Consider the following 26,192-nt stretch of genomic DNA (forward strand, 5'->3'; position numbering starts at 1 on the left):
TTACGACGATAACTATTACGAAGGTTCTCTAGGCCACACCCGGCGGTTGCCAGGGCCGGAAGCCGCAGTACCCAACCAACGAGGAATTCGTCATGGCTTTAACAGTAAACACCAACGTCACATCGTTGAACGTTCAAAAGAACCTGAACAAGGCTTCCGATGCACTGTCCACTTCGATGACCCGTCTGTCTTCCGGCCTGAAAATCAACAGCGCCAAAGACGACGCCGCCGGCCTGCAAATCGCTACCCGTATGACTTCGCAAATTCGCGGTCAGACTGTTGCGATCAAAAACGCCAACGACGGTATCTCCATCGCTCAGACCGCTGAAGGTGCTCTGCAGGAATCCACCAACATCCTGCAGCGTATGCGTGAACTGGCTGTCCAGGCACGAAACGACTCCAACGGTACCGCTGACCGTGAAGCTCTGAACAAAGAATTTGCTCAGATGTCGGACGAACTGACCCGTATCGCCGAGTCGACCAACCTGAACGGCAAGAACCTGATCGACGGTTCCGCTGGCACTATGACTTTCCAGGTCGGTTCCAACACTGGTGCCACCAACCAGATCACCCTGACCCTCGATAGCGGCTTCGACGCAGCGACCCTGAGCGTTGATTCTGCAACTGTTACCATCACTGGTAACGACAGCGCCACCGCCGAAGCCAGCACCTCTGCTGCAATGGACGCGATCGATGCCGCTCTGGCAACCATCAACGCCAGCCGTGCTGACCTCGGTGCTGCACAAAACCGTCTGACCAGCACCATCTCCAACCTGCAGAACGTCAACGAAAACGCCGCCGCTGCACTGGGTCGCGTACAAGACACCGACTTCGCTGCTGAAACTGCCCAGCTGACCAAGCAGCAGACTCTGCAACAGGCTTCCACTTCGGTTCTGGCCCAGGCCAACCAGTTGCCATCCGCTGTACTGAAGCTGCTTCAGTAATAGCTGGATGAGTTTTAGCGGGGGAGTGCGCTTGCGTACTCTCTCGCTTTTTCCGTTCAAGAGGTGATGGACATGGATATGAGCGTGAAGCTGAACTTGTCTTATCCGGCGGTGAAACCGGCGCCCAGTGTGGCCGATAAGCCCGTGGAGAAGCCTCGGGCCGAGGTTGCGGTGGTAGCTCCGGTCAAAGAAGCCCCTAAGGATGCTGCTGCTGAGCAGGACAAACTGAAGAAGGCCGTTCAGGAAATCGAGAAGTTCGTTCAGTCGGTCAAGCGCAACCTGGAGTTCTCGATCGATGAGCCTTCAGGCAAAGTAGTCGTTAAAGTGATCGCCAGTGGTTCCGGTGAAGTGATTCGCCAGATCCCGAATGAAGAAGTTCTGAAACTGGCCAATAGTTTGAATGATGCAAACAGCTTGTTGTTCAGCGCAGAAGCCTGACAACCGGCACGAATTTTGTTGTTATGTTCTTTTGGGCGTTGTAAGGGTCAAAAGACCGGCGACACACTGAAGGGAGTCCCACATGGCAAGTCCAATTCTACCTGGCTTGGGTTTAGGCTCCGGCCTTGATACCACTGCTATCGTCAAGGCACTGGTTGATTCTGACAAGGCGGCCAAGCAAGGTCAGATCGACCGCGCCACCAAAACCAACACGGCCAATATTTCAGGGATCGGCACCCTGAAGTCGTTGCTGGCTACCTTTCAGTCCGCGCTTGAAAGCCTGGGTAGCACGACCACCCCTCAGTTCACCGGAGTTGCTGCCACGTCGGCCAACAACAGTGCCTTGACGGTGACGGCCGGCAACTCGGCGGTAAGCGGCACTTACGCGGTAAACGTCACTCAGTTGGCGACGTCATCAAAAGTCGCCACCGCCGCGTTCGCCGGTGGCGCTTCCAGTGCCGTAGAGGCTGGCACGCTGACCATTAGTCAAAGTGGTAAGGATTACACGCTTGATATTCCGGCCGACGCGACGCTGCAGTCGGTTCGAGACGCGATCAATAGCAAGTATTCTTCCAGTGGTTTGACTGCCAACATCGTCACGGACAATTTTGGTTCCCGTTTAGTGGTGGGATCGACAAAAACTGGCGCAGGCAGTGATATTTCGCTCAGCGGTATTGCCAGCCTGGCTGCCAACGGCTCCGTGGAGATGGGGACGCCTAGTGCAACCTCTTCGGGATCAATCGGCCTCGCCAAGGACGCGGTTTTTACGGTCGATGGGCTGTCGATGACCAGTCCAACCAACAAGTTGGATAATGTTATTTCTGGTTTGAATATGACATTGCTCGTCGCCGGTTCCGGACCGACGACTGTCACCGTCGCCACCAACGCCGATGGCCTGAAAGCTTCGATCCAAAAATTCGTCGATGCTTATAATGCCATTGCCAAGGCAGTCACCTCGTTGACCAAGCCTTCGACGGACGCTAATGGTAATTCGGTCCCGGCAGCGCTGACGGGCGACTCGTTGCCGCGTTCTCTGTTGGCGGCCATTCGTGCGCCTTTGTCCGAAACAGGAGCGGGCGACAAGCTCACCGTACTGTCTCAGTTGGGTATCACCACCAACCAGACAACGGGTGCGCTTGATTTCAACAGCGCGAAATTCACCGAAGCCTTGAACACCAAGCAGTTGGGGGGAGAGGTCCAGACGCTGTTCACCGGTGAAAACGGTTTGATCGAGCGTATGCAGAACGCGCTCAAGCCTTACACTGAGACTGGCAAAAAAGATTCCAACGGCAAGCCTGTCGATAACATCCTGACGGCACGCTCCAAAAATCTTGAAATCCTCAAGGCGAAATTGGGCGAAGATCAGTTGGCCTTGGACCGTCGGATCGAGACCCTGACTGCTGTGCTGACCAAAAAGTACAACGACATGGATACCTTGGTCGGCAAGCTGAAAGCCACCGCCAGCAACATCACTTCCATGTTCGAAGCATTGACGGCACAACAGAAGAACAGCTGATTTTCGACCGATGCAAAAAGCCCGGCAGCGATTTGACAGCGCTCCGGGCTTTCGGCTTTTCGACCTAAAGTTTTTTGACGCAGTGTCGATACGCTGTTTATACGAACCGAAGTTTTTTGATGAGGTAGAACATGAATCCGATGTTAGCCCTTCGCCAATACCAGAAGATTGGCGCCCAGGCGCAAACCTCCGAAGCAAGTCCCCATCGTCTCGTGCAGATGCTCATGGAGGGCGGGTTGGACCGTATCGCCCAGGCCAAGGGTGCGATGGAACGCAAGGATATTGCCAACAAAGGCGTACTGATCAGCAAGGCTATCGGTATCGTTGGCGGCTTGCGTGAAGGCCTGGACCTGGAGAACCAGGCTGAGTCGGTAGCCGAACTGGATGCTCTCTACACCTACATGATGAAGCGCCTGGCCGAAGCCAATGCCAAGACCGATCCGAAGATCCTCGACGAAGTCGCCGATCTGCTTCGCACGGTCAAGGAAGGCTGGGACGGCATTGCGCCACCTGGTCCGCAATTCTAAGGAGTACGCTCATGAGTCTTGTCTTGCAGCGAATAGAACAAACCCGTGACGCCCTGGTCGATGCTTTGGCAGCGCGTAACTGGGAGGCCATCGGTCAGTTGGACCTGGCGTGCCGTTCCTGCATGGAAGACGTCCTGGGTGAGCCTCAGGTGGACGAGGCGGCGTTGCGGATCAATCTTGAGGAATTGCTAGGGGTCTATCGGCAATTGCTGGAGGCTGCGACGGGAGAGCGTCAGGCGATCGTCGACGAGATGCAACAGATCCATCAAGCACAGAACGCCGCAAAGGTTTACCATCTGTTCGGTTAATGCTCAGTTAATCCGAGCCCGTTGCGCCATAAATTTGACTGTGCACGGTTTTTTGACTTAACTAGTAGCTGTTTACAGATTTAAGGCGTCTACAGGCATGACAAGTCTGCAAGCGTCTAGCTTGCCCCTAATTTCGGGCATTGGGTTGACTAGGGAAGTTGCTATTGCATGTGGCGTGAAACCAAAATTCTCCTGATCGATGACGATAGCGTCCGCCGCCGCGACCTGGCGGTGATCCTAAATTTTCTTGGTGAAGAAAATTTACCCTGCGGAAGCCATGACTGGCAGCAGGCTGTCGGCTCATTGTCGTCCAGTCGTGAAGTCATCTGTGTCCTTATCGGGACCGTAAATGCTCCCGCAACGCTTTTGGGCTTGCTAAAGACACTCTCAACCTGGGATGAGTTCCTTCCGGTTTTGTTAATGGGCGAAAATTCTTCCCTTGACTTGCCTGAAGACCAGCGCCGCCGGGTACTTTCCACGCTCGAAATGCCGCCCAGCTACAGCAAGCTGCTGGATTCTCTGCATCGCGCGCAGGTTTATCGCGAGATGTATGACCAGGCCCGCGAGCGTGGCAGGCATCGCGAACCCAATCTCTTCCGTAGCCTCGTCGGCACCAGCCGGGCGATCCAGCACGTGCGCCAGATGATGCAGCAGGTCGCCGATACCGACGCCAGCGTATTGATTCTCGGCGAGTCGGGCACCGGCAAGGAAGTGGTCGCGCGCAACCTGCATTACCACTCCAAGCGCCGCGAAGCGCCGTTCGTGCCAGTCAACTGTGGCGCGATCCCGGCCGAGTTGCTGGAAAGCGAACTGTTCGGCCATGAGAAAGGCGCCTTCACCGGCGCGATCACCAGCCGCGCCGGGCGTTTCGAACTGGCCAACGGCGGTACGCTGTTTCTCGATGAAATCGGCGACATGCCGCTGCCGATGCAGGTCAAGCTGTTGCGGGTCCTGCAGGAGCGCACCTTCGAGCGCGTAGGCAGCAACAAGACCCAGAGCGTTGATGTGCGCATCATTGCCGCTACGCACAAGAACCTCGAGAGCATGATCGAGGTTGGCAGTTTCCGCGAAGACCTCTATTACCGTCTTAACGTTTTCCCGATCGAAATGGCGCCGCTGCGTGAGCGGGTCGAAGACATCCCGTTGCTGATGAACGAACTGATCTCGCGCATGGAGCACGAGAAACGCGGTTCGATCCGCTTCAACTCGGCGGCGATCATGTCCCTCTGTCGCCATGGCTGGCCGGGTAACGTCCGTGAGCTGGCCAACCTGGTGGAGCGCATGGCGATCATGCACCCGTACGGGGTGATTGGCGTGAACGAACTGCCGAAGAAATTCCGCTACGTCGACGACGAAGACGAGCAAATGGTCGACAGCCTGCGCAGCGACCTGGAGGAGCGGGTGGCCATCAACGGTCACACGCCGGACTTTACCGCCAATGCCTTGCTGCCGCCCGAAGGCCTGGATCTCAAGGATTACCTGGGAGGCCTTGAACAAGGGCTGATCCAGCAGGCGCTGGACGATGCCAACGGCATCGTGGCCCGCGCCGCAGAACGCCTGCGCATCCGTCGCACCACCCTGGTGGAGAAGATGCGCAAGTACGGCATGAGCCGTCGCGAAGGAGATGAACAGGCGGATGATTGACGCCTGTTTTCCAACCGCCTGATTTTCAGGCGGTTTTTTTTCGGCACGGGTATTGCTATAGCCCTCGCAACGTTCCGTTTAACTGACGGTCAGCCAAGCGAGAGAGCACGATGACCCAAGTCGCCCAGATGTCTCCTGTCCCCGAGCCGGGACACATGCCCTCCGCCGAGCAGGCAAGCCGGCTTGGACTTGAGCAGGCATTTTCGCTGTTCAGCCAGATGTCCAGCCAACTGACGGATTCCTACAGCCTGCTTGAAGCCCGGGTCACCGAGCTCAAGGGTGAGCTGGCCGTGGTCAGCGCCCAGCGCATGCAGGAGCTGGCGGAAAAGGAGCGCCTGGCCAATCGTCTGCAAAATCTCCTCGACCTGTTGCCTGGTGGCGTGATCGTCATCGACGCCCACGGCCGTGTGCGCGAAGCCAACCCGGCGGCCTGCGAGTTGCTCGGCCTGCCCCTGGAAGGCGAGCTGTGGCGGCACGTCATCGCCCGCTGCTTTGCGCCCCGGGACGACGATGGTCATGAGGTCTCCCTCAAGGACGGTCGGCGCCTGTCCATCTCGACGCGCTCGCTGGACGCCGAGCCTGGGCAATTGGTGCTACTCAATGACTTGACTGAAACCCGGCACCTGCAAGACCAGTTGGCTCGCCACGAGCGCTTGTCTTCCCTGGGGCGGATGGTAGCGTCGCTGGCCCATCAGATTCGTACGCCGCTTTCTGCCGCGCTGCTCTATGCCAGTCATCTGACTGAACAGCAATTGCCGATGGAAACCCAGCAACGCTTCGCCGGACGCTTGAAAGAGCGCCTGCACGAACTGGAGCACCAGGTGCGGGACATGCTGGTATTCGCTCGCGGCGAGTTGCCGTTGACCGACCGTGTCACCCCCAAGGCCTTGCTGCAATCACTGCAGGCCGCGGCGTTGACCCATGTACAGGAGCTGCCGATCCGCTGGCAGTGCGACAGTCACGTCGGCGAAGTGTTGTGTAACCGCGACACGTTGGTGGGCGCGGTGTTGAACCTCATTGAAAACGCGATCCAGGCCAGCGGCGGCGACGTCCGGCTGAAAGTGCACTTATATACACGCGATCACACCTTGCGCCTGTGTGTCAGCGACAACGGCAGTGGTATCGAGCCGGTCGTGCTGGCGCGCTTGGGCGAGCCATTCTTCACCACCAAGACCACTGGCACCGGCCTGGGCCTGACCGTGGTCAAGGCTGTGGCGCGTGCCCATCAGGGAGAATTGCAACTGCGCTCGCGGCTGGGCCGTGGCACCTGTGCGACGGTGTGCTTGCCGCTGTTTTCCAATGCGCCAGGGGTGGAGTGAAAGCAATGGCGATCAAGGTGTTACTGGTTGAGGATGACCGGGCCCTGCGCGAAGCGCTGGCCGATACGCTGGTGCTGGCCGGGCACGACTACGCCGCTGTCGGTTCGGCGGAAGAAGCGCTGCTGGCCGTGGGGCGCGAAGCATTCAGCCTGGTGGTCAGTGACGTCAATATGCCGGGCATGGACGGCCATCAATTGCTTGGCCTGTTGCGTGCCCGCCAGCCGCAGCTGCCGGTATTGCTGATGACCGCCCACGGTGCTGTCGAGCGCGCGGTGGATGCCATGCGCCAAGGCGCTGCGGACTATCTGGTCAAGCCGTTCGAACCCAAGGCATTGCTGGACCTGGTGGCTCGTCATGCCCTGGGCAGTCCCGTCATCGAAGGCGAGGGGCCGGTGGCGCTCGAGCCGGCCAGTGCGCAATTGCTGGAGTTGGCGGCACGGGTCGCTCGCAGCGATTCGACCGTATTGATTTCCGGCGAGTCCGGCACCGGCAAAGAGGTGCTGGCGCGCTACATCCACCAGCAATCGCGCCGCGCCAACGAACCGTTCATTGCCATCAACTGTGCGGCGATTCCCGACAATATGCTCGAGGCCACGCTGTTCGGTCACGAGAAGGGTTCGTTCACTGGCGCCATTGCAGCCCAGGCTGGCAAGTTCGAACAGGCTGACGGTGGCACGATCCTGCTCGATGAAATTTCCGAAATGCCCATGGGCCTGCAGGCCAAGTTGTTGCGGGTGCTGCAAGAGCGGGAAGTGGAGCGGGTCGGCGCGCGCAAGCCCATCAGTCTGGACATCCGCGTGGTGGCGACTACCAACCGCGACCTGGCCGGCGAAGTGGCGGCGGGGCGTTTCCGTGAAGACCTTTACTATCGCTTGTCGGTATTCCCGCTGGCCTGGCGTCCCTTGCGCGAGCGCACGGCCGATATTCTCCCGCTGGCCGAGCGCTTGCTGGCCAAGCACGTCAACAAAATGAAGCATGCGGCGGCCCGGCTGTCGCCCCAGGCCCAGGCGTTCCTGATTGCCTACCCCTGGCCCGGCAACGTGCGAGAACTGGATAACGCCATCCAGAGGGCCCTGATCCTGCAGCAGGGCGGTTTGATCCAGCCGGAAGATTTCTGCCTGACCGGGCCGGTGGCCTGTGCGCCGTTGCCTGCATTGTCGCCCCCGTCGACGCCGACACTCGTCCCTCCGATGGAGGTGGACGGTGAGTCGGCTGGCGCCTTGGGAGACGACCTGCGTCGCCGTGAATTCCAGATGATCATCGACACCCTGCGTGCCGAGCGTGGTCGTCGCAAGGAAGCCGCCGAGCGCCTGGGGATCAGCCCGCGTACCCTGCGCTACAAGTTGGCGCAGATGCGTGACGCCGGCATGGACGTCGAGGCCTACCTCTTCGCCAGTTGAAATCCTTGTGGGAGCGAGCTTGCTCGCGATAGCGGTCGGTCAGTCAGATTGATGTTAGATGTGACTAAGTCATCGCGAGCAAGCTCGCTCCCACAGAGGGGCGCGCATTTGTTTCTTTCGGCCATGGAGCTGGCACCCTTGTTGCTAATACCTGAATACCCGCTGAGTAAGTGTCAAAAAAATGCGGGCCGCCAGAGAGAGTAGACCATGAGCCAAGGTATTGAATTTAATCGGTTGATGTTGGACATGCGGGCCATGCAAATGGACGCCATGGCCCAGCCTAAATCGGTCGCGGTCCCCCAGGTGGGTGGCAGCAGCTTTTCCGACATGCTCGGTCAGGCCGTCAATAAAGTGAACGATACCCAGCAGGCATCGAACCAGTTGGCCAGTGCTTTCGAGATTGGCAAAAGTGGCGTCGACCTGACGGACGTAATGATCTCCTCGCAGAAAGCCAGTGTCTCGTTTCAGGCGTTGACCCAGGTTCGTAACAAACTGGTTCAAGCCTACCAAGACATCATGCAGATGCCGGTTTAAGGAAATTATTGAGTCATGGCAGAAGCAGCCGTTGATAACGTTCCGGCCAAGGCCACTCCGGTAGACGGCAAACCGCCGCTGTTCGGTCTGTCCTTCCTGGAAAATCTCTCCGAGATGACCATGCTGCGTCAGGTGGGCCTGTTGGTCGGCCTGGCTGCCAGCGTGGCGATTGGTTTTGCCGTGGTGCTGTGGTCCCAGCAGCCGGACTACCGGCCGCTGTATGGCAGCTTGGCGGGCATGGACGCCAAGCAAGTCATGGAAACCCTGGCTTCCGCCGACATTCCTTACACCGTCGAACCCAATTCCGGCGCGTTGCTGGTCAAGGCTGATGACGTTGCCCGTGCGCGCCTCAAGCTCGCCGCCGCTGGCGTGACGCCTACCGATGGCAACATCGGTTTCGAGATCCTGGACAAGGATCAGGGCCTGGGCACCAGCCAATTCATGGAAGCGACCCGTTATCGTCGCGGCCTGGAAGGTGAGCTGGCGCGGACCATTTCCAGCCTGAACAACGTCAAGGGCGCCCGTGTGCACCTGGCGATTCCGAAAAGCTCGGTGTTCGTGCGCGATGAACGCAAGCCCAGCGCTTCGGTATTGGTCGAGCTGTATTCGGGCCGTTCCCTGGAGCCAGGCCAGGTCGTGGCCATCGTCAATCTGGTGGCGACCAGCGTACCCGAACTGAGCAAATCGCAGATCACCGTGGTCGACCAGAAAGGCAACCTGTTGTCCGATCAGGCGGAAAACTCCGAACTGACCATGGCCGGCAAGCAATTCGATTACAGCCGCCGCATGGAAGGCATGCTGACCCAGCGGGTGCACAACATCCTGCAACCGATCCTGGGTAACGATCGCTACAAAGCCGAAGTGTCGGCCGATGTGGATTTCAGCGCCGTCGAGTCCACTTCCGAGCAGTTCAACCCGGACCAACCGGCGTTGCGCAGCGAACAGTCGGTGAATGAACAGCGTACCGCCAGCAATGGCCCGCAAGGCGTACCGGGTGCCCTGAGCAACCAGCCGCCATCGCCGGCCAGCGCGCCGCAGACCACCGGTGGCGCCACCGCGGCCGCCGGCATGGTGCAGCCTGGGCAGCCGCTGATCGATGCCAATGGCCAGCAGATCATGGATCCGGCCACCGGCCAGCCGATGCTGGCGCCGTATCCGGCCGACAAGCGTCAGCAGTCGACCAAGAACTTCGAGCTTGACCGCTCCATCAGCCACACCAAGCAGCAGCAGGGCCGTTTGACCCGCCTGTCGGTCGCCGTGGTGGTGGACGATCAGGTCAAGGTCAACGCGGCCAACGGCGAAACCAGTCGTGCGCCATGGAGCGCCGACGAATTGGCGCGCTTTACTCGCCTGGTGCAGGACGCCGTCGGTTTCGACGCCAGCCGCGGCGACAGCGTCAGTGTGATCAACGTGCCGTTCTCCCTGGAGCGCGGTGAAGTGGTCGCCGATATTCCGTTTTATTCGCAACCCTGGTTCTGGGATGTGGTCAAGCAAGTACTGGGTGTGTTGTTTATCCTGGTGCTGGTGTTTGGCGTGCTGCGTCCGGTGCTCAACAACATCACCGGTGGCGGCAAGAACAAGCAGTTGGCAGCTTTCGGCGATGTCGAGCTGGGAGGCATGGGCGGCCTGGATGGCGAATTGGCCAACGATCGCGTCAGCCTCGGCGGGCCGCAGAGCATTCTGCTGCCAAGCCCGAGCGAAGGCTATGACGCTCAGTTGAACGCTATCAAGAGTCTGGTGGCAGAAGATCCGGGTCGTGTGGCCCAGGTCGTGAAAGAGTGGATTAACGCAGATGAGTGATAATCGAGCCGCTGTTGCCAAATTGTCCCGGGTCGACAAAGCCGCGATCCTGCTGCTGTCCCTGGGCTCGACCGACGCCGCCCAGGTGCTGCGCCACATGGGGCCCAAGGAGGTCCAGCGCGTGGGCGTGGCCATGGCGCAGATGGGCAACGTGCACCGTGAACAGGTCGAGCAGGTGATGAGCGAGTTCGTCGACATCGTCGGCGATCAGACCAGCCTGGGCGTCGGTTCCGACGACTACGTGCGCAAGATGCTCACCCAGGCACTGGGCGAGGACAAGGCCAACGGCCTGATCGACCGGATCCTGCTGGGCGGCAACACCAGTGGCCTGGACAGCCTCAAGTGGATGGAACCGCGGGCGGTTGCCGACGTGATCCGTTACGAGCACCCGCAGATCCAGGCGATCGTGGTGGCTTACCTCGACCCGGATCAGGCCGGTGAAGTGCTGGGCAATTTCGACCACAAGGTCCGCCTGGACATCATCCTGCGGGTGTCTTCGCTCAACACCGTGCAGCCGGCGGCGCTGAAAGAATTGAACCAGATCCTCGAGAAGCAGTTCTCGGGCAACTCCAATGCCTCGCGCACCACCCTGGGCGGCATCAAGCGCGCGGCGGACATCATGAACTTCCTCGACAGTTCGATCGAAGGTCAGTTGATGGACTCGATTCGCGAGTTCGACGAAGACCTGTCCGGTCAGATCGAAGATCTCATGTTCGTGTTCAACAACCTGTCCGATGTCGACGATCGTGGCATCCAGGCGCTGTTGCGCGAAGTGTCGTCCGACGTGCTGGTACTGGCCCTCAAGGGCTCGGACGAAGGCGTCAAGGAAAAGATCTTCAAGAACATGTCCAAACGGGCGGCCGAACTGTTGCGCGACGATCTCGAGGCCAAGGGCCCGGTACGCGTCAGCGACGTGGAAACCGCACAGAAGGAAATCCTCACCATCGCCCGCCGCATGGCCGAAGCCGGGGAGATCGTTCTCGGTGGCAAGGGCGGCGAAGAGATGATCTAAGGTCGTTATGTCTGCCAAGAGTGATGAAGCACCCAGCGACCTGATCCGCGCCCGTGACGTCGGTGGTTTCGACGTCTGGTCGCTGCCCAGCTTCGACCCCCATGTTCCCGAGCCTGAGCCGGAACCGGTGGAAGAGTTGCCGGAACCGGAGGAAGTGCCGCTGGAGGAAGTCCAGCCACTGACCCTCGAGGAAGTCGAGAGCATTCGCCAGGAGGCCTACAACGAAGGCTTTGCCGTGGGTGAAAAGGAAGGCTTCCACAGCACCACGCTCAAGGTCCGCCAGGAAGCCGACGTGGCGCTGACGGCCAAGCTCCGTGCGCTGGAATCGCTGATGCTCAACCTGTTCGACCCCATCGCCGAGCAGGACACCCAGATCGAGAAATCCCTGGTCGGGCTGGTGCAGCACATTGCCCGGCAAGTCATCCAGCGTGAACTGGCCATCGATTCGACCCAGATCGAACATGTCATGCGCGAAGCGCTCAAGTTGTTGCCATTGGGCGTGGGCAATGTGCGGCTGTACATCAATCCCCAGGACTTCGAGCTGGTCAAGGCCCTGCGCGAACGTCATGAAGAAACCTGGCGTATCGTCGAGGACGCTTCGCTGCTGCCCGGCGGTTGCCGTGTGGAAACCGAACACAGCCGCATCGACGCAACCGTTGAAACCCGCATCAGCCAGATCATGGCCAAATTGTTCGACCAGTTGCACGAACAGGCCCTGCATCCGGCCGCTCCCGACCTGAGCCTGGAGTTGCCGGACGAACCCCTGATCAGCGCTGATGCCGCGCCGGCCGATGCTGGCTTGGATGTACCTGAATTGGACGCTTCTGCACTGGACAGCCGCGATGCGCCTTGAGCGAACCAGCTTCGGCAAGCGCCTGGGCAGCTACGCCGAGGCCAGTGAGCTGGCCGGCCAACCGATCCTGGAAGGTCGCCTGCTGCGCATGGTCGGCCTGACCCTCGAAGCCGAGGGCCTGCGTGCCGCCATGGGCAGCCGTTGCATGGTGATCAACGACGACAGCTACCACCCGGTGCAGGTCGAAGCCGAAGTCATGGGATTTTCCGGCAGCAAGGTTTTCTTGATGCCGGTGGGCAGTGTCGCCGGTATCGCGCCCGGTGCGCGCGTGGTGCCCCTGGCCGATAACGGTCGCCTGCCCATGGGCATGAGCATGCTCGGGCGCGTGCTGGACGGGGCCGGACGCGCCCTGGACGGCAAGGGCGGCATGAAGGCCGAAGATTGGGTGCCGATGGACGGCCCGACGATCAACCCCCTCAAGCGCGACCCCATCAGCGTACCGCTGGACGTGGGCATCCGCTGCATCAACGGTTTATTGACGGTCGGGCGCGGCCAGCGCCTGGGCCTGTTTGCCGGTACCGGGGTGGGCAAGAGTGTGCTGCTGGGCATGATGACCCGCTTCACCGAGGCCGACATCATCGTGGTGGGACTGATCGGCGAGCGGGGTCGTGAGGTGAAGGAATTCATCGAGCACATTCTTGGCGAGGAAGGGCTCAAGCGTTCGGTGGTGGTGGCTTCGCCAGCGGACGATGCGCCATTGATGCGCCTGCGGGCAGCCATGTACTGCACGCGCATTGCCGAGTACTTTCGCGACAAAGGCAAGAACGTGCTGTTGCTGATGGATTCTCTGACCCGTTTCGCCCAGGCTCAGCGGGAAATCGCCTTGGCCATCGGCGAGCCGCCGGCCACCAAGGGGTATCCGCCTTCGGTATTCGCCAAGCTGCCGAAACTGGTGGAACGCGCCGGCAATGCGGAAAAGGGCGGCGGTTCCATCACCGCCTTCTATACCGTGCTGTCCGAAGGCGACGACCAGCAGGACCCCATCGCCGACTCGGCCCGGGGCGTACTCGACGGGCACATCGTGCTGTCCAGACGCCTGGCCGAAGAAGGGCATTACCCGGCCATCGACATCGAGGCGTCCATCAGTCGGGTCATGCCGTCGGTGATCAGTGCCGAACACATGAAGCGGGCCCAGCAGTTCAAGCAGTACTGGTCGCGCTACCAGCAAAGCCGCGACCTGATCAGCGTCGGCGCCTATGTCCCCGGCGGTGATCGCGAGACCGACACCGCCATCAGTCTTTACCCGTCCATGGCCGTTTACCTGCGCCAGAGCCTGAACGACAACATCGGCATGGGCGCCAGCGAAGCGCACTTGCAGACTATTTTCGCCCCGGTCTCAGGCACGTAACCGGCCATGGCCACGAGTCGTGCGGCACGCCTGGCGCCAGTGGTGGACATGGCCGAAAAGGCCGAGAAGACCGCCGTCCAGCGACTGGCCTATTTCCAGGGCCAGGTCAAAGTCGCCGAAAGCAAGCTGGCTGACCTCGAAAACTTTCGACTCGAATACCAGGAACAGTGGATCGCCCGTGGCGCCCATGGGGTTTCCGGGCAGTGGTTGTTGGGTTACCAAGGATTCCTCGCGCAGTTGGGTACCGCTATCGACCAACAGCGTCAAAGCCTGGTCTGGCACCAGAACAACCTGGAAAAGGCCCGTCAGAGCTGGCAAGAGGCGTTTGCCCGGGTCGAAGGGTTGCGCAAACTGGTGCAGCGCTATATTGATGAGGCGCGGCAACTGGAAGACAAGCGCGAACAGAAACTGCTGGATGAGTTGTCCCAGCGCCTGCCGCGTCAGAATCCCTATTGATGAGAAACCAGGATTTTGTCGGATGATCGAGGCAAAACCTTGCTCAGACCTCTACCTGATGCTACACCTTGTACACGTATGTCCATGACAGGGAAGCTGAACATGTCAGTCGTTACAGAAGTATCCCAAGATGGGAAGAAATTGACGATTTCGATCGAAGGTCGATTCGATTTCGGACGGCACCAGGAGTTTCGCGAGTCTTACGAGAGACTCAATAACAAGCCCGAGTCCATTGTGGTGGATTTGAAGAAAGCCACCTATCTCGACAGTTCCGCCTTGGGCATGCTCTTGCTGTTACGTGATCATGCCGGTGGCGACGAGTCGGACATCCGGGTCGTCAACAGCAGCAGCGACGTCAAGAAAATCCTTGCGATCTCCAATTTTGACAAGCTGTTCGACATCAGTTGATCGCCATGCAATCGTCGTCGGAGCCACTGACGGTCCTGATTGCCGAAGACAGTGCCGCTGATCGACTGCTGTTGTCGACCATCGTCCGCCGCCAGGGGCATCATGTGCTCACTGCGGCCGATGGCGCCGAAGCGGTCGAGGTCTATCTGGAAAAGCGTCCGCACCTGGTGCTGATGGACGCAATGATGCCGGTAATGGACGGCTTCGAAGCCGCGCAGAAAATCAAGCAGTTGGCCGGGGACCAGTTGGTCCCGATCATTTTCCTCACCTCGTTGACCGAGAGCGAAGCCTTGGCCCGTTGCCTGGAGGCGGGCGGCGACGATTTCCTGGCCAAACCCTACAACCAAGTGATCCTGGCGGCCAAGATCAAGGCCATGGACCGTTTGCGTCGGTTGCAGGCCACGGTGGTGGAGCAGCGCGACCAGATTGCCCGGCACCATGACTACTTGCTCAACGAGCAACGGGTCGCCAAGGCCGTGTTCGACAAGATCGCCCACTCCGGCTGCCTGAGTGCGCCGAACATCCGTTACTTGCAATCGCCTTATGCCTTGTTCAACGGTGACCTGCTGTTGGCAGCGTTCAATCCGGCTGGCGACATGCACGTCCTGCTGGGGGATTTCACCGGCCACGGTTTGCCGGCGGCGGTCGGCGCGATGCCGCTGGCGGAAGTGTTCTACGGGATGACTGCCAAAGGCTATGGCCTGGCGCAGATCCTGCGAGAGATGAATGCCAAGCTCAAACGCATCCTGCCCGTGGACATGTTCTGTTGCGCGACGTTGTTATGCCTGAGCTTCCAGCGTTGCACGGTAGAGATCTGGAACGGCGGCATGCCCGATGGATACCTGCATGACAGCCTCAGCGGCGTGCGTACGCCATTGCCGGCGCGTCACCTGCCATTGGGCGTGCTCACCCCTCAATTATTCGATGACCGCACCGAAGTGCATACCATGTCGCTGGGTGACCGGGTGTTCCTGTTGTCCGATGGCGTGATCGATACCACTGACGAAGACGAGCAACTGTTTGGCGTTGAACGGCTGCAACAGGTGTTTGCCGCCAACCGTGAACCCGACCTGCTGTTTGAAGACATCCAGCAGGCCTTGCGAGATTTTCGCGGTGAGTCGCGGGATGACTTCAGCATGGTCGAGTTGCGACTGGTCGCCCCGACGCAACTCAATCCGCCGCCACCGGTCTATTCCGATAGCGGCCAGTCCAGCCCTCTGGATTGGTCGGTGAGCTTCGAATTCCGGGCGCAGACGCTCAAGCGCTTCAATCCGATGCCCTATTTGCTGCAGTTGTTACTTGAGGTCCATGGGCTCAGGGTGCAAAGTGGCGCCCTTTATAGCGTCATGTCGGAGCTGTATTCCAATGCCCTGGATCATGGGGTGCTGGGGCTTGACTCCAGCCTCAAGCGTGACGCGGTGGGTTTTGCCCGCTATTACAGAGAGCGCAATACGCGCCTGGATGAGCTGAGCGACGGCTATGTGCGGGTGCACTTGCATGTCTCGCCAAGCGGCGAGGGTGGTCGCCTGGCCATAGAGGTCGAGGACAGTGGCGAGGGTTTTGACGTCGCCAGGGTGCTGGCGCGTCCTGTGGACACTGATCGGTTGTCGGGGCGTGGGGTGAGCCTGGTACGCCAGTTGAGCCACCAGGCCAGTTGGTCAGACGATGGTCGTAGTGCGCGCGTGGAGTTTTTCTGGGAGGCTCCGGCATAATCGGCGCCATTCTTGATCAGGGAGCGAACAAGTGAACGAGATTCATCTGGACCGCGACGTGCTCAGCACGCTGAAGGAAGTCATGGAGGAGGGGTATCTGGAGTTGCTGGATACGTTTCTCAATGATTCGGAGGCTCGCTTGCGCGTGCTGCATGAGGCACGGGACGCTGAAAAACTGAGCGCCACGGCCCACAGCTTCAAGGGCAGCAGCAGCAACATGGGCGCTATCCGCCTGGCCGAGCTGTGTGGCGAACTGGAGCAACGTGCCAAGCAGCCGTCATTGGGCGGTATCGAGAAACTGGTCAACGAAATCGACAGCGAATTTGCTTATGTTCGCAAGCTTTGCAGGGAAGAGCGCGAAGGCTTTCACTGCTGAGATTTGACGGTCGGGCAGACGTTGGCCCGTGCCTTGCATTGCCTAGTCTCGACTGTACCTATGATTCCAGTGCAGCGGAGACCTTTTTATGCCCGTTACCCCCAATACACTGCTTCAGGCCTCTGTCCAGGCCAAGCCCAAGGCCGCCGTCAATTCACCGGCAGCGGCCCCGGATCTCGGGGATAGAGCCTCCAGCTTCGCTCAAGTCTTCGCCAAGCAGGCGCCTGACAAGGCTGCGGCGGCCCCTGAGCCACCAGTGAAATCGGCGCGCGACAACGCTTCCAGTAACACCGTCAAAAAAGACACCGGCAACCAAACCCCTGCCACCTCGGAACCGACAGTTGCCGATAGCGGCAAACCCTTGCCCGCGGACAAACCGGTTAGCGCCGACGACGAGACTGCCAGTGACGACAACGCCGACTCGGCTGAGACGCCAGTGGCGGATGCTGCACCCGTCGATCCGAGCCTTGATCCAGGATTGCTACCCGACGTGACGGTGCCGGTGGCGACAATCGCGCCGGAACCTGCGCCTGTGGCCACGACCGAGACTCAGGTCTCCACAGCCGTCGCGGCACCGCTTGCCCCGCTGGTGGCGCCAGCCCAGGCTGCGGTGGTCCCGGAGGTCGACCCAGCCTTTGACCCTGAAGCCGACCCGCTCGACGCATTGCCTGCCTTGCGGTTGGCGATGGAGCAGGGCGGTCATGTTTCCGCCTCCAGCCAGGCGCAATCCAAGACTGCTGCCTCGGCGTCGCTCGACGGTGAGCCGACTTCGGCGCAGACCTTCGCCGCAGGCATGGCGAGCATGCTCACCGTGCAGGCCGACCAGAACAGTACCGATTCTGGTAGCCAGCAGGGCGGTGACAAGGCATTCGGCGGCTTGATCAGCGAGGGTCTCAAGGACCTGAGCGCCGCTTCCAATGATACTCGCGTGGACGATTTCGCCAACCGCCTGGCCGCACTGACCCAGGCTGCTACGCCCAAGACCGCCAACGCGGTGCCGGTCAATCAACCTATCGCGATGAATCAGAGCGGTTGGACCGAAGAGGTGGTCAACCGGGTGATGTACCTGTCCAGCGTCAATCTCAAGGCGGCCGACATCCAGCTGCAACCCGCCGAACTCGGACGCCTGGATATCCGGGTGAACATGGTTCCGGACCAGCAGACCCAGGTCACGTTCATGAGTGCCCACTCCGGCGTTCGCGAAGCTCTCGAGGGTCAGATGCATCGCCTGCGGGACAGTTTCGCCCAGCAGGGCATGGGCCAGGTCGATGTCAGCGTGTCCGATCAATCCCGAGGCTCGCAGAACCAGGGGCAGCAGGCCCAGCAGCAAGCCCAGGCCGGGCGCACGACGTCGTCCGGTGGGCGAGTGGACTCGGCGGATGAACACCTGCCGGCCAGCGTTGCGGAAGTGGCGGCCAGTACCACCAGCGTCATTGGCTCCAGTGCGGTCGACTACTACGCCTGATGTCACAGCCCCCCCCCTCAGTGGGAGCGAGCTTGCTCGCGATAGCGGCTTGTCAGTTACCTTGCAGGTAACTGATCCTTCGCTATCGCGAGCAAGCTCGCTCCCACATTGGTTTCAGGGCGATCAAAGATTGCATCCGCCCAGCCATCTTCTCTCTTGCCACTTCTGGCATAACACTTGCTCCAGCCTTGCCGTGCAACAGTGAAAACCCCGATTAGTGACGGATTATTGGCATGGCGAAGAGTGAAGCAGCAGCTGTAAAAGACCCTGCAACCAAAGGCAAACTCAAGCTGATCATCATGATCGTAGTGGGTTTGCTCCTGGCGATCGGTGTATCTGTGGGTGCGACCTGGTATTTCATGCACAGCGCTCAAAGCAAGCCGGCAGTGGCGGTCGAAGCTGCGCCAGTGGGCAAGCAGCCGGCGATTTTCGAACCGATGGCGCCAGCCTTCGTGGCCAACTACACCCAGAACGGTCGTCAACGCTACATGCAGGTGAGCATTACCCTGCTGGGTCGCAACCAGGCTGACCTGGAAGCGCTGCGGGTACACATGCCACTGATCCGCAATAACCTGGTGATGCTCTTTTCCGGACAGAGTTTCGACACCTTGGCCACGCCCGTCGGCCAGGAAATGTTGCGTCAGAAAGCCACGGCCAGCGTGCAGGAAGTCGCTCAGAAAGAGCTTGGCAAAGTGGTGATCGAACAGTTGCTCTTCACTAACTTCGTATTGCAGTAGGAACACGACATGGCCGTGCAGGACCTGCTGTCCCAGGACGAAATCGATGCGCTGTTGCATGGTGTCGACGACGGTCTGGTACAGACCGAAAACGCTGCTGAACCGGGCAGCGTCAAAAGCTACGACCTGACCAGCCAGGATCGCATCGTTCGCGGACGCATGCCGACCCTGGAAATGATCAACGAACGTTTCGCCCGCTACACCCGCATCAGCATGTTCAACATGCTGCGCCGTTCGGCCGATGTGGCCGTCGGTGGCGTGCAGGTGATGAAGTTCGGCGAGTACGTGCACTCGCTGTACGTGCCCACCAGTCTCAATCTGGTGAAGATCAAGCCGTTGCGCGGCACCGCGTTGTTCATCCTTGACGCCAAGTTGGTGTTCAAGCTGGTGGACAACTTCTTCGGTGGTGACGGCCGTCACGCCAAGATCGAAGGTCGGGAATTCACCCCAACCGAGTTGCGGGTGGTGCGCATGGTGCTGGAGCAGGCCTTCGTCGACCTGAAGGAAGCCTGGCAGGCGATCATGGAAGTGAACTTCGAGTACATCAACTCGGAAGTGAACCCGGCCATGGCCAACATTGTCGGCCCGAGCGAGGCCATTGTGGTCTCGACCTTCCACATCGAACTCGATGGCGGTGGCGGCGATCTGCACGTGACCATGCCGTACTCGATGATCGAGCCGGTGCGTGAAATGCTCGACGCCGGTTTCCAGTCGGACCTCGACGATCAGGACGAGCGCTGGATCAATGCCTTGCGCCAGGACGTGCTGGATGTCGACGTGCCGATCGGTGCGACGGTCGCTCGCCGGCAACTGCGCCTGCGGGACATCCTGCACATGCAGCCGGGGGACATCATCCCCGTAGAGATGCCGGAAGACATGATCATGCGCGCCAATGGCGTGCCGGCCTTCAAGGTCAAGATGGGCTCTCACAAAGGCAACCTGGCGTTGCAGGTGATCGAGCCGATCGAACGCCGCTGAGCGGTGTCGAACGCCTTAAGTTTGTAACGGTTTTTTGCTTCTAACTGAATTTTTGCCCGCCGAGGAAACATGATGGCTGACGATATGAATACCCAGGATGACCAGGCGCTGGCCGACGAATGGGCCGCGGCCCTGGAAGAAACCGGCGATGCCGGGCAAGCCGACATCGACGCCTTGCTGGCGGCCGATACTGGCGCCCATGCGTCCAGTCGCCTGCAGATGGAAGAATTTGGCAGCGTGCCGAAGAGTCATGAGCCGGTGACGCTCGATGGTCCGAACCTGGATGTGATCCTCGATATCCCGGTGTCGATCTCCATGGAAGTGGGCAGCACCGACATCAACATCCGCAACCTGCTGCAGCTCAACCAGGGTTCGGTGATCGAACTGGACCGCCTGGCCGGCGAGCCGCTCGACGTACTGGTCAACGGTACCTTGATCGCCCATGGCGAAGTGGTGGTGGTCAACGAGAAGTTCGGCATTCGCCTGACGGACGTGATCAGCCCGAGCGAACGCATCAAGAAGTTGCGCTGAGTGAAAGGTTTCTTCGCTGCAGCCGCGATGCTGCCATTGAGTGTGCTGGCGGCCGAACCGGTTGCCACGGCCGCCGCTGCGCCGGTAGCAGGCAGTGGTATCGCCGGGCAATTGGCGCAGTTGGTGCTCGGCTTGCTGCTGGTTCTGGGCTTGATCTTCTTTCTCGCCTGGTTATTGCGGCGTGTGCAGCAGGCGGGGCCGGCTGGCAAGGGGCAGGTCATCGACATCGTCGGTTCGCGCGCGCTCGGGCCACGCGACCGGCTGGTGCTGGTACAGGTCGGTAACGAGCAGATCCTGCTCGGCTTGAGCCCGGGCACCATCACCGCCTTGCACGTCCTCAAGGAGCCGGTGCAGGTGCCCTCCGCCGAGCAGGCCAGCCCCGAATTTGCCCAGCGCCTCATGGAACTGTTGGGTAAAGACCAGAAGGATAAAAAGTAATGCCATTGCGCATTCTGTTGGCATTGGCCTTGATGCTGGCCGCACCGTTGGCGTTCGCCGCCGATCCGCTGTCGATCCCGGCGATCACCCTCGGAACCAACGCCGAAGGGGCCCAGGAATACTCGGTCAGCCTGCAGATCCTGCTGATCATGACCGCGCTGAGTTTCATCCCGGCGTTCGTCATGCTGATGACCAGCTTCACCCGGATCATCATTGTCTTTTCGATCCTGCGCCAGGCCCTGGGCCTGCAACAGACCCCCTCGAACCAGATCCTCACCGGTATGGCGCTGTTTTTGACCATGTTCATCATGGCGCCGGTGTTCGACCGGGTGAACCAGGATGCGCTGCAACCCTACCTGGCAGAAAAAATCACCGCCCAGGATGCCGTGGCCAAGGCTGAAGTGCCGATCAAGGATTTCATGCTGGCCCAGACTCGCAGCAGCGACCTGGAGCTGTTCATGCGCCTGTCCAAGCGCACCGATATCCCCAGTGCCGACCAGGCGCCGCTGACCATCCTGGTGCCAGCGTTCGTGACCTCTGAACTCAAGACCGCGTTCCAGATCGGCTTCATGATTTTCATCCCGTTCCTGATCATTGACCTGGTGGTCGCCAGTATCCTGATGGCCATGGGCATGATGATGCTCTCTCCGCTGATCATTTCCTTGCCGTTCAAGATCATGCTGTTTGTGTTGGTGGATGGCTGGGCGCTGATCATCGGTACCCTGGCGGGCAGTTTCGGCGGTGTTTAGGCCTTTTGTGCGGGGAGGGCGATATGACGCCTGAAGTAGCGGTAGACCTGTTCCGTGAAGCACTCTGGCTGACGACCATAATGGTTGCCATCCTGGTGATCCCCAGTCTGCTGGTGGGGTTGCTGGTGGCAATGTTCCAGGCCGCGACCCAGATCAACGAACAGACCTTGAGCTTCCTGCCGCGCCTGCTGGTGATGCTGGTGACGCTGATCGTCGCTGGCCCCTGGCTGGTACAAACCTTCATGGAATACATTCTGCAGCTGTATGGCAGTATTCCGCAGTTGATCGGCTGACCCCATGTCGATGCTCGCGCTGACGGACACCCAGATCAGTACCTGGGTGGCGTCGTTCATCCTGCCGCTGTTTCGCGTCACCGCGGTACTCATGAGCATGCCAGTCTTCGGCACGACCCTGGTGCCGACCCGCGTGCGGCTGTATTTCGCCTTGGCCATCACGGTGGTCATTGCGCCTGGGTTACCACCGATGCCGCCGGTCAATGCCTTGGATCTCAGCGGCCTGATGTTGATCGCCGAGCAGATCCTCATCGGCGCCTTGATGGGGTTTTCGCTGCAGCTGTTCTTCCAGGCCTTCGTGGTGGCCGGGCAAATCATCTCGATCCAGATGGGCATGGCCTTCGCGTCCATGATCGACCCTACCAACGGCGTCAACACGGCGGTGATCGGTCAGTTCCTGACGATGCTGGTGACTCTGTTGTTCCTCGCCATGAACGGGCATCTGGTGGTGTTCGAGGTGTTGACCGAGAGTTTCACCACGATGCCGGTGGGCAGTGCGTTGCTGGTCAATCATTTCTGGGAAATCGCCGGCAAGCTCGGCTGGGTCCTGGGTGCGGCGATGGTGCTGGTATTGCCGGCGATCACCGCGTTGCTGATAGTCAACATCGCGTTTGGCGTGATGACCCGCGCGGCGCCGCAGTTGAATATTTTCTCCATTGGTTTCCCGCTCACCCTTGTGCTGGGCATGGTGATTTTCTGGGTCAGCCTGGGGGATATCCTCAATCAGTATCAGCCGCTGGCTACCCAGGCCTTGCAGCTTTTACGCGACATGGCACAGGCGCGCTGAACCATGGCCGAGAGCGAGAGTGGTCAGGACAAGACAGAAGACCCCACGGATAAGCGCAAGAGGGAGTCCCGGGAAAAGGGTGAGATCGCTCGCTCCAAGGAACTCAATACCCTGGCGGTGATGCTGGCCGGGGCGGGCGGGTTGCTGATTTATGGTGGTGGGTTGGCCTTGGACTTGCTGGAAATCATGCGGCTGAATTTCTCCCTGCCCCGTGAAGTGCTGCTGAGTCCGGGAGCGATGGGGCAGTATCTGCTGCACTCGGGAAAAATTGCGATTCTGTCGGTACAGCCAGTCCTGCTCTTCTTGTTGTTGGCTGCCATCATTGGCCCGATTTCCCTCGGTGGCTGGCTGTTCGCCGGCAAGAGCTTGGCCCCTAAATTCAGCCGGATGAATCCGGCCGCCGGCATCAAACGTATGTTCTCTACTACGGCGCTGATGGAGCTGCTCAAGGCTTTTGGGAAATTCCTGCTGATTCTGTTTGTGGCGCTCACCGTCTTGCAGTCCGACATTGACGACCTGTTGCGCATCGCCCATGAGCCTCTGGAGCAGGCCATTATCCATAGTGTGCAGTTGGTGGGCTGGAGCACATTGTGGATGGCCTGCGGCCTGATCCTGATCGCTGCCATCGATGTGCCAATCCAGCTGTATCAGAGCAAGCAGAAGTTGATGATGACCAAGCAGGAGATACGCGACGAGCACAAGGACCAGGAGGGCAAGCCGGAGGTCAAGCAGCGGATTCGCCAGTTGCAGCGCGAGGTGTCCCAGCGGCGGATGATGGCGGCGATCCCCGACGCCGATGTGGTTATCACCAACCCGACTCACTACGCCGTAGCCCTCAAGTACGACCCCGAAAAAGGCAACGCTCCGGTGTTGCTGGCCAAGGGCAGTGACTTCCTGGCGCTGAAAATCCGTGAAATCGCCGTGGCCAATGAAGTGATGTTGCTCGAATCCCCGGCCCTGGCGCGATCGATTTACTACTCCACCGAACTCGATCAGGAAATCCCTGGCGGCCTGTACCTGGCCGTGGCCCAGGTACTGGCCTACGTCTACCAGATCCGCCAACACCGCGCCGGCAAGGGCAAGCGCCCCGAGCCACTCAAGGATTTGCCGATTCCGCCGGATTTGCGACGGGATTCCTGAGTCTGGCTATTGCAGGCGTTGAACCAGGTGCAGAACTGTTTGGAGCGGGGACACGGTGGACCTGTGGCGAGGGAGCTTGCTCCCGCTGGGCTGCGAAGCGGCCCCAAACCAGACCCACTCAATTCCCCAGGCATACCTGAATATCCCAGATTCAGGGGCCGCTTCGCAGCCCGTCGGGGATAAATCCCCTCACTACAGGTTCTGCGTTCGGCGGGGCATGATTTTTCCTGTAGCGCCCTCCGTTCCTACCTGCGGCCAAAGTTGGAAGGCTTCTTGCAATACCCCGTCTGCGCCCGTCCGGGGCGTCAAAAGTTTGCTTTACAGGCACGGGGATTATTGGTGGATCGCTCTCAGTTACTCAGCACCGCTCGCAGCAACGTAGCAGACCTCAGCCGGGGTAACCTGGGTGTGCCGCTGTTGCTGCTGGTCATGCTCGCCATGATGATGCTGCCGGTGCCGCCGTTCCTGCTGGACGTGTTCTTCACGTTCAACATCGCGCTGTCGATCGTGGTGCTGCTCGTTTGTGTCTACGCCTTGCGGCCATTGGATTTCGCAGTATTCCCCACCATCCTGCTGGTAGCCACGTTGATGCGCCTGGCGTTGAACGTGGCCTCCACCCGGGTCGTGATGATCCACGGGCATGAAGGGCACGCTGCCGCCGGTAAGGTGATCCAGGCGTTCGGTGAGGTGGTGATCGGCGGCAACTATGTGGTCGGTATCGTGGTCTTCGCCATTTTGATGATCATCAACTTCGTCGTGGTGACCAAGGGTGCCGGACGGATTTCCGAGGTGAGCGCGCGTTTTACCCTCGATGCGATGCCTGGCAAGCAAATGGCGATCGACGCCGACCTCAACGCCGGCTTGATCGACCAGAGCCAGGCCAAGCTGCGTCGTCTGGAAGTGGCCCAGGAGGCCGAGTTCTACGGTTCCATGGACGGTGCCAGCAAATTCGTACGCGGTGACGCCATCGCCGGTTTGCTGATTCTGTTCATTAACCTGATCGGCGGCATGGCCGTCGGTATCTTCCAGCACGGCATGACTTTTGGCGATGCCGGTAAGGTGTACGCCCTGCTGACCATCGGTGACGGTTTGGTGGCGCAATTGCCATCACTGTTGCTATCCACAGCTGCTGCGATCATGGTGACCCGCGCTTCGGGCTCCGAAGACATGGGCAAGCAAATTGGTCGTCAGATGTTCGCCTCGCCCAAGGCCTTGGCCGTGGCCGCAGGCTTGATGGCGGTGATGGGGATCGTGCCGGGAATGCCGCACTTTTCCTTTCTGACCATGGCTGCCATGGCTGCCGGTGGCGCCTACCTGTTCTGGAAAAAGCAGAACGTGCAGAAAGTCCAGGCCCTGCAAGAGGTCAAGCGTCAGCAGGAGCTGCTGCCGTCGCCGGCCCGCGCCATGGAAACCAAGGAACTGGGCTGGGATGACGTGACGCCTATCGACATGATCGGCCTGGAAGTCGGTTACCGCCTGATTCCATTGGTCGACCGCAACCAGGGTGGTCAGTTGCTGGCGCGTATCAAGGGGGTGCGCAAGAAGCTCTCCCAAGACCTGGGCTTCTTGATGCCCACCGTGCATATCCGCGACAACCTCGATCTGGCGCCGAGCGCGTATCGCTTGACCTTGATGGGGGTGATCCTGGCTGAAGCCGAGATCTACCCGGATCGCGAGCTGGCGATCAACCCGGGGCAGGTCTACGGCAGCCTCAACGGCATCACCGCCAAGGATCCGGCTTTCGGCCTGGAAGCGGTGTGGATCGAAATCAGTCAACGGGCCCAGGCGCAGTCCCTTGGCTACACCGTGGTGGACGCCAGTACAGTGGTGGCGACCCACTTGAACCAGATCCTGTACAAGCACTCCAGCGAGCTGATCGGCCACGAAGAAGTCCAGCAACTCCTGCAAGTACTGGCCAAAGGCTCGCCGAAGCTGGCCGAAGAGCTGGTGCCGGGTGTGGTTTCGTTGTCGCAGTTGCTCAAGGTGCTGCAGGCGCTGTTGGCCGAACAGGTGCCCGTGCGCGACATACGCAGTATTGCCGAGGCTATCGCCAACAACGCTTCCAAGAGTCAAGATACCGCCGCCCTGGTGGCTGCGGTTCGGGTCGGCGTGTCCCGTGCAATCGTCCAAAGCATTGTAGGCACTGAGTCTGAGCTGCCTGTGATCACCTTGGAGCCAAGGTTGGAACAGATATTGCTCAATAGTCTGCAGAAGGCAGGACAAGGCTCGGAAGAGGGTGTTCTGCTGGAGCCAAGCATGGCCGAGAAGCTGCAGCGTTCGCTGATCGAAGCAGCCCAGCGGCAAGAGATGCAAGGCCAACCGGTGATCCTGCTGGTGGCCGGTCCGATTCGCGCGATGCTCTCGCGATTCGGGCGCCTCGCGGTTCCGGGGCTGCATGTGCTGGCGTACCAGGAAATACCGGACAACAAGCAAGTGACCATCGTTGCGACAGTAGGGCCCAACGGCTGAGGTAGTGGTT

27 protein-coding genes are annotated in these 26,192 nt (G+C 60.0%); all 27 read left to right on the forward strand.

Features of this window, described 5'->3' with window-relative positions; translation table 11 throughout:
• Nucleotides 1-92 precede the first annotated feature (92 nt).
• Nucleotides 93-944 carry a flagellin domain-containing protein gene (locus BM300_RS23865; RefSeq protein WP_092222851.1) on the forward strand — a complete coding sequence of 284 codons (852 nt, stop codon included), beginning with the start codon at nucleotides 93-95 and terminating at the stop codon, nucleotides 942-944.
• Nucleotides 945-1,016: 72 nt separating this feature from the next.
• Nucleotides 1,017-1,382, forward strand: a complete 366-nt coding sequence (locus BM300_RS23870) for a flagellar protein FlaG (RefSeq protein ID WP_092222853.1) — start codon at nucleotides 1,017-1,019, stop codon at nucleotides 1,380-1,382.
• A gap of 82 nt (nucleotides 1,383-1,464) precedes the next feature.
• Entirely contained in the window at nucleotides 1,465-2,898 is a 1,434-nt protein-coding gene (gene fliD / locus BM300_RS23875; RefSeq protein ID WP_092222855.1) for a flagellar filament capping protein FliD, read from the forward strand.
• 131 nt (nucleotides 2,899-3,029) lie between these two features.
• Nucleotides 3,030-3,425, forward strand: a complete 396-nt coding sequence (fliS, locus tag BM300_RS23880; protein WP_092222857.1) for a flagellar export chaperone FliS — start codon at nucleotides 3,030-3,032, stop codon at nucleotides 3,423-3,425.
• An 11-nt stretch (nucleotides 3,426-3,436) separates the two neighbouring features.
• Nucleotides 3,437-3,733, forward strand: a complete 297-nt coding sequence (locus BM300_RS23885) for a flagellar protein FliT (RefSeq protein WP_092144965.1) — start codon at nucleotides 3,437-3,439, stop codon at nucleotides 3,731-3,733.
• A gap of 168 nt (nucleotides 3,734-3,901) precedes the next feature.
• Nucleotides 3,902-5,377 (forward strand): sigma-54 dependent transcriptional regulator, encoded by a 1,476-nt coding sequence (locus BM300_RS23890; RefSeq protein ID WP_003199076.1) that lies wholly within the window; start codon nucleotides 3,902-3,904, stop codon nucleotides 5,375-5,377.
• A gap of 110 nt (nucleotides 5,378-5,487) precedes the next feature.
• Nucleotides 5,488-6,696, forward strand: coding sequence for a sensor histidine kinase (locus BM300_RS23895; protein WP_092222859.1), 1,209 nt, complete (start codon nucleotides 5,488-5,490; stop codon nucleotides 6,694-6,696).
• Nucleotides 6,697-6,701: 5 nt separating this feature from the next.
• On the forward strand, nucleotides 6,702-8,096 hold the full coding sequence (fleR, locus tag BM300_RS23900; RefSeq protein ID WP_092464211.1) for a sigma-54-dependent response regulator transcription factor FleR: 1,395 nt from the start codon (nucleotides 6,702-6,704) through the stop codon (nucleotides 8,094-8,096).
• 207 nt (nucleotides 8,097-8,303) lie between these two features.
• Nucleotides 8,304-8,630, forward strand: a complete 327-nt coding sequence (fliE, locus tag BM300_RS23905) for a flagellar hook-basal body complex protein FliE (protein WP_003199082.1) — start codon at nucleotides 8,304-8,306, stop codon at nucleotides 8,628-8,630.
• A gap of 15 nt (nucleotides 8,631-8,645) precedes the next feature.
• Nucleotides 8,646-10,430 (forward strand): flagellar basal-body MS-ring/collar protein FliF, encoded by a 1,785-nt coding sequence (fliF, locus tag BM300_RS23910; RefSeq protein WP_092464213.1) that lies wholly within the window; start codon nucleotides 8,646-8,648, stop codon nucleotides 10,428-10,430.
• On the forward strand, nucleotides 10,423-11,442 hold the full coding sequence (fliG, locus tag BM300_RS23915) for a flagellar motor switch protein FliG (protein ID WP_003199086.1): 1,020 nt from the start codon (nucleotides 10,423-10,425) through the stop codon (nucleotides 11,440-11,442). The genes fliF and fliG overlap by 8 nt, the downstream gene beginning before the upstream one ends.
• Before the next feature lie 7 nt (nucleotides 11,443-11,449).
• On the forward strand, nucleotides 11,450-12,295 hold the full coding sequence (gene fliH, locus BM300_RS23920) for a flagellar assembly protein FliH (protein WP_092348938.1): 846 nt from the start codon (nucleotides 11,450-11,452) through the stop codon (nucleotides 12,293-12,295).
• A complete protein-coding gene (gene fliI, locus BM300_RS23925; RefSeq protein ID WP_063322402.1) occupies nucleotides 12,285-13,643 on the forward strand; it encodes a flagellar protein export ATPase FliI in 1,359 nt (452 codons plus the stop codon). Before fliH ends, fliI begins: the two co-directional genes overlap by 11 nt.
• Nucleotides 13,644-13,649: 6 nt before the next feature.
• Nucleotides 13,650-14,099 (forward strand): flagellar export protein FliJ, encoded by a 450-nt coding sequence (gene fliJ / locus BM300_RS23930; protein WP_003199091.1) that lies wholly within the window; start codon nucleotides 13,650-13,652, stop codon nucleotides 14,097-14,099.
• 102 nt (nucleotides 14,100-14,201) lie between these two features.
• A complete protein-coding gene (locus BM300_RS23935; RefSeq protein WP_053182985.1) occupies nucleotides 14,202-14,507 on the forward strand; it encodes an STAS domain-containing protein in 306 nt (101 codons plus the stop codon).
• Nucleotides 14,508-14,512: 5 nt separating this feature from the next.
• Nucleotides 14,513-16,219, forward strand: a complete 1,707-nt coding sequence (locus tag BM300_RS23940) for an ATP-binding SpoIIE family protein phosphatase (RefSeq protein WP_072341619.1) — start codon at nucleotides 14,513-14,515, stop codon at nucleotides 16,217-16,219.
• A 31-nt stretch (nucleotides 16,220-16,250) separates the two neighbouring features.
• Nucleotides 16,251-16,595, forward strand: a complete 345-nt coding sequence (locus BM300_RS23945) for an Hpt domain-containing protein (RefSeq protein ID WP_063322400.1) — start codon at nucleotides 16,251-16,253, stop codon at nucleotides 16,593-16,595.
• Nucleotides 16,596-16,683: 88 nt separating this feature from the next.
• Nucleotides 16,684-18,060 carry a flagellar hook-length control protein FliK gene (locus tag BM300_RS23950; protein ID WP_092348941.1) on the forward strand — a complete coding sequence of 459 codons (1,377 nt, stop codon included), beginning with the start codon at nucleotides 16,684-16,686 and terminating at the stop codon, nucleotides 18,058-18,060.
• A 233-nt stretch (nucleotides 18,061-18,293) separates the two neighbouring features.
• Complete coding sequence (gene fliL / locus BM300_RS23955; RefSeq protein WP_092348944.1) at nucleotides 18,294-18,797, forward strand: flagellar basal body-associated protein FliL; 504 nt, start codon at nucleotides 18,294-18,296, stop codon at nucleotides 18,795-18,797.
• Nucleotides 18,798-18,806: 9 nt separating this feature from the next.
• Nucleotides 18,807-19,775, forward strand: coding sequence for a flagellar motor switch protein FliM (gene fliM / locus BM300_RS23960; RefSeq protein ID WP_003184019.1), 969 nt, complete (start codon nucleotides 18,807-18,809; stop codon nucleotides 19,773-19,775).
• A gap of 72 nt (nucleotides 19,776-19,847) precedes the next feature.
• Nucleotides 19,848-20,306: a flagellar motor switch protein FliN gene (gene fliN, locus BM300_RS23965; protein WP_003199107.1), complete on the forward strand. Its 459-nt coding sequence runs from the start codon at nucleotides 19,848-19,850 to the stop codon at nucleotides 20,304-20,306.
• Nucleotides 20,307-20,333: 27 nt separating this feature from the next.
• Nucleotides 20,334-20,744 (forward strand): flagellar biosynthetic protein FliO, encoded by a 411-nt coding sequence (gene fliO, locus BM300_RS23970; protein ID WP_063325145.1) that lies wholly within the window; start codon nucleotides 20,334-20,336, stop codon nucleotides 20,742-20,744.
• Nucleotides 20,744-21,493, forward strand: coding sequence for a flagellar type III secretion system pore protein FliP (gene fliP / locus BM300_RS23975; protein ID WP_003199111.1), 750 nt, complete (start codon nucleotides 20,744-20,746; stop codon nucleotides 21,491-21,493). The genes fliO and fliP overlap by 1 nt, the downstream gene beginning before the upstream one ends.
• 23 nt (nucleotides 21,494-21,516) lie before the next feature.
• Nucleotides 21,517-21,786 carry a flagellar biosynthesis protein FliQ gene (fliQ, locus tag BM300_RS23980; protein WP_014337170.1) on the forward strand — a complete coding sequence of 90 codons (270 nt, stop codon included), beginning with the start codon at nucleotides 21,517-21,519 and terminating at the stop codon, nucleotides 21,784-21,786.
• A gap of 4 nt (nucleotides 21,787-21,790) precedes the next feature.
• Nucleotides 21,791-22,573, forward strand: a complete 783-nt coding sequence (gene fliR, locus BM300_RS23985; protein ID WP_063322398.1) for a flagellar biosynthetic protein FliR — start codon at nucleotides 21,791-21,793, stop codon at nucleotides 22,571-22,573.
• Nucleotides 22,574-22,576: 3 nt separating this feature from the next.
• On the forward strand, nucleotides 22,577-23,713 hold the full coding sequence (flhB, locus tag BM300_RS23990) for a flagellar biosynthesis protein FlhB (protein WP_092144955.1): 1,137 nt from the start codon (nucleotides 22,577-22,579) through the stop codon (nucleotides 23,711-23,713).
• Nucleotides 23,714-24,052: 339 nt separating this feature from the next.
• Complete coding sequence (gene flhA, locus BM300_RS23995) at nucleotides 24,053-26,182, forward strand: flagellar biosynthesis protein FlhA (RefSeq protein WP_092145041.1); 2,130 nt, start codon at nucleotides 24,053-24,055, stop codon at nucleotides 26,180-26,182.
• Nucleotides 26,183-26,192 lie beyond the last annotated feature (10 nt).

Origin of the sequence: Pseudomonas sp. NFACC46-3 (genome assembly GCF_900114515.1) — a bacterium.
GTDB classification, from domain to species: Bacteria; Pseudomonadota; Gammaproteobacteria; order Pseudomonadales; family Pseudomonadaceae; genus Aquipseudomonas; species Aquipseudomonas fluorescens_Q.